We start from the raw sequence: 3,908 nt of genomic DNA, 5'->3' as shown, positions 1-3,908 counted from the left end.
GAGCACGAGCCCATGAGTCTAGCCGCAAGGCCAGACTAGCAGTAGAAAAGCATGTCGTCGTACGTCGGAACGGGCCAATAGTCGCTTGCGACAATAGGCTCCATGGCGTCAACCGCGGCACGCAGCGCATCCATCGCGGGGCGCACCTTGTGGGCATACGCGTTGGCCTGCTCTTGGGAATCGGCAATCGCTTCGGCCGCGACATGGGCATCGCGCAAAGCATCGAGGCCATCGTAAATCGCGTTCACGCCTTCGGTGAGCGTCTTGAGCTCGCGGTGCTCGTGCGACATGGGCGCATCGGGCATCGCGGCGGTCACCGTGGTAATGCCCTTGGCGATCTTCGTGGCATATGCGCTGATCACGGGCAAATACGTGCGACGCGCCATGACTTCCATGGTGTTCGCTTCAATATTCATGAGCTTGTTATACTTCTCAAGCTTCACCTCGTAACGGCTGCGTGCCTCGACGGGCGAAAGCACGCCCATCTCAGAGAACAGCTCGAGGTTCTTCTCGGCAACGAAGCACGGCAACGCATCGGCGGTCGTGGCGAAGTTGCACAGGCCACGGCGCTCGGCTTCGACATGCCATTCCTCAGAATAGCCGTCGCCCGAGAACAGGATGCGCTTGTGCGCCTGCAGGCTCTTGCGAACCCAATTGAGCGCGGCATGCTCGAATTCCATGTCGCCGCGCGCCTCCATGGCATCGGCGAATTCCTTGAGCGTTTTCGCCACGGCGGTGTCGAGCACGGTATTCGCGTCGGACACGTTCACACTCGAGCCCGGCATGCGGAATTCGAATTTATTGCCCGTGAAGGCGAAGGGGCTCGTACGATTGCGGTCGGTCGTGTCGCGCTCGAGGTTCGGCAACACGTCAACGCCGAAGTCGAGCTGCTCGCGCAGCGTGTGCGCGGCGGTTTCGCCCGAAGTAAGCGCGTCGATGATGCTCGAAAGCTCATCGCCCAAGAAGATCGAGATAATGGCCGGCGGAGCCTCATGCGCGCCCAAGCGATGATCGTTTCCGCAGCTTGCAACGCTCATGCGCAGCAAGTCTTGATAATTGTCGACCGCCTCAATAACGCAGGTAAGGAATACGATGAACTGCAAGTTCGCCTCAGGCGTGTCGCCCGGGTCAAGCAGGTTCTCGTCCTCGGTACCGAAGCTCCAGTTATTGTGCTTGCCCGAGCCGTTAATGCCCTCAAACGGCTTTTCATGCTGCAAGCACACGAGGCCATGGTGGCTCGCGAGCAGCTTCATCATTTCCATGGTGAGCAGGTTCTCGTCAACCGCGCGGTTCACGTTGCAAAACACCGGGGCGAGCTCATGCTGGCAAGGCGCGACTTCGTTGTGCTTGGTTTTCGCGGCAACCGCGAAGCCCCACAATTCGTCGTCGAGCTCTTTCATAAACGAATTCACCGTAGGGCGAATGGCGCCGAAGTAATGCTCGTCGAGCTCTTGGCCCTTGCACGGCGGCGCGCCAAACAGTGTACGGCCACACACGATGAGGTCTTGGCGACGCTCGTAATCTTTTTCAGAAATAAGGAAGTATTCCTGCTCGGTGCCCACATTGACCGTGACGTGAGCGGGATTTTTGCCGAACAGCGCAAGCACGCGTTTCGTCTGCTTGTCGAGCGTGGCCATAGAGCGCAGGAGCGGAGTCTTCTTGTCGAGCGCCTCGCCCGAATACGAGCAAAACGCCGTGGGCACGCACAGCACTTCGTCTTTAATGAATGCGGGGCTCGTGGGATCCCACGCGGAATAGCCGCGCGCCTCAAACGTTGCGCGCAAACCGCCATTGGGGAAGCTCGATGCATCGGGCTCGCCCTGAACGAGCTCCTTGCCCGAGAATTTCACAATCGCCGTGCCATCGCCCACCGGATCGAGAAAAGCATCGTGCTTTTCCGACGTGATGCCCGTAAGGGGCTGGAACCAGTGCGCGAAATGCGTGGCGCCATGCTTGAGGGCCCATTCCTTCATGCCGTGGGCGACGGCGTTTGCCACGTCAAGATCGAGCGGCTTGCCCTCCTTCACGGTTTCAGAAAGCTTCTTGTACACGTCAGAGGGCAAATATTCCTTCATGACGTGATCGGAGAAGACCATGGTTCCATAACGACTCGTGAGGTCGGCGTTCATGTGGGCTCCTAAATCGATTGTTCGTTCAGTGAAAACGAGGCCGTGGCGTGCCTTCATAAAAGTTTCCACCATGTTTCGAAAGCCATTCTAACGGTATGCGTGCGCTTTCGCCGCCTAAAGCGCGCAAGCGGCAAAAACTATACGAATCAATGCAAGACGGTCGTCGCACGACGAAGGGGTGTATGTCCCGCAAGCAAAACGCCCCGCTTCATATCAAAGCGGGGCGCTCTTCATAGTTTTTAAGAAAGGCGCAGCGACGTGTTGAGCCAATCGCTGTCGGGCCGACAAATGAGCCTTGCATTGTTGTAAGCCATCTTCATGGTAAGGATCGTTTGCCCAATATAGGCCCCCGATTCCATAAGCTCAACGACAAGCGCGACATCGGGCTGCTCATTTTCGGTAAGATCGAGCGGAAGAAGCAGGCTCATCGTGTTCTTTGTGGGATAAAACGCTGGAACGGCCGTTTTGAAATTCCACTCGACACGCTTTTGAGCAAGCTCGATAGCGTCATCAAGCCTATTGATAAGCCTGCGCTTGATTCTCACGTTGTCCTCGACAGCCTCGCGAAGCTCATCGTACGCGGCGCGTCTCGACGTGTCGTCCTCGGCATGCATCGTTTTGTCGAGCGCCTCTATCGCATCATCTGCGCCACGAAGCTCTTCGGCGAGAAACGCCTGCGGCAATCGGTCGATATTGTCGAGAAGAATGTGGTCGACATCGCGCTGAAGCGTTCGACTTCCGTCAAAAAGTAGGTCGTCTTTCTTTTCGACATACGACGCCCTTTGTGGCAGAGGCTCAAACGAAGCCACGAGCTTCTTTCCCCACATTCTCGAACCCGCTTTGCAGAACGCCTCGAAGCGCCAAGGCTGCTCCATGTTCGACGGGGAGAAGCACGCATAAATCGCCTCATACGTTGCGTCGACGAGACCCGTATTGAATGCGGCAATTCCCCTTTCGCGGCTTTCGAGCACTTTGCCCTCAGCCTGCAACCTATAGAAGGTATACGTGAGATAGCTTTTGAGAATCGAATTCGACTTTGGCTCGTCGTCGGCTTCGAACCCCCACTTTTCAGCGAGCGCCATCTCGGCAAGGCTTTCGATCGTATCGTCGAAATTCCCCAGGTAGGCCCAATCGAAAAGCGCGTGGCCAGCGCGCACCTTTTGCCGAGCGAAATTGTCCACGAAGCAGACATGCCACGGCAGTGCGCCCGGCCTTTCCGCCCCGCGATCGCGTTTGATGGAAACCTCGACGAGCGTTTCTCCGTCGTCGCGCACGATGCTCACGGGGAAAATGACCTTGCCTTCGTAATACCGAAGCACGCGGTTGGACAGCGCATAGTCCCAATCGCGATTCAGCAATGCCAATACGTCGATATTGCGCTGCTCATATTCGGCAATCTGCTCGTTGCGGCGCTGCGACACCCAGACGAACGAAGAAAACTCGGCATCCATTGAATCGAGCTCGTTCAAAACGGCGAGGGGCACAGGGTTCACGAGACAATCTTCAGATTCCTGCATACCCGCAAAACCGTCCTCCATAAGCGCCGGGAGCGGCTCTTTGGGGAGTCGGGGCTTTTCCGATTCGGCCTTCGCCTCGGCAACGCAATCGCGACGCAGCTTCATATGCTCGACGATGGGAACATACGACAGAAACCACGCAGGCCCGCCTTCCTGTGCATTCTCAGAGATAGAGATCTCAACGGCCTCGCCATTCGCCATTTCGATATGCGTTGGGAAGCTAATCGTTTTCGCGTTGTGCATGCGCAATGCTCCCTGAGAA

2 protein-coding genes are annotated in these 3,908 nt (G+C 57.0%); both read right to left on the bottom strand.

Going from position 1 to position 3,908, the window contains the following annotated elements; genetic code table 11:
- Positions 1 to 35: 35 nt before the first annotated feature.
- Entirely contained in the window at positions 36 to 2,129 is a 2,094-nt protein-coding gene (locus ACWI8T_RS08855) for a glutamine synthetase III family protein (RefSeq protein ID WP_123219503.1), read from the bottom strand.
- A 239-nt stretch (positions 2,130 to 2,368) separates the two neighbouring features.
- On the bottom strand, positions 2,369 to 3,908 hold a 1,540-nt coding region (locus ACWI8T_RS08850), incomplete at its 5' end, for a DUF3825 domain-containing protein (RefSeq protein ID WP_449138680.1).

Source organism: Slackia sp. (genome assembly GCF_977041755.1).
Note: the sequence above shows the minus strand (reverse complement) of the source record. Positions and strands in the feature narration are given on the sequence as shown.

Bases quoted from the DNA above. Each gene is read 5' to 3' on its own strand.
- ACWI8T_RS08855 (WP_123219503.1), bottom strand. From the start codon at position 2,129: ATGAACGCCGACCTCACGAGTCGTTATGGAACCATGGTCTTCTCCGAT.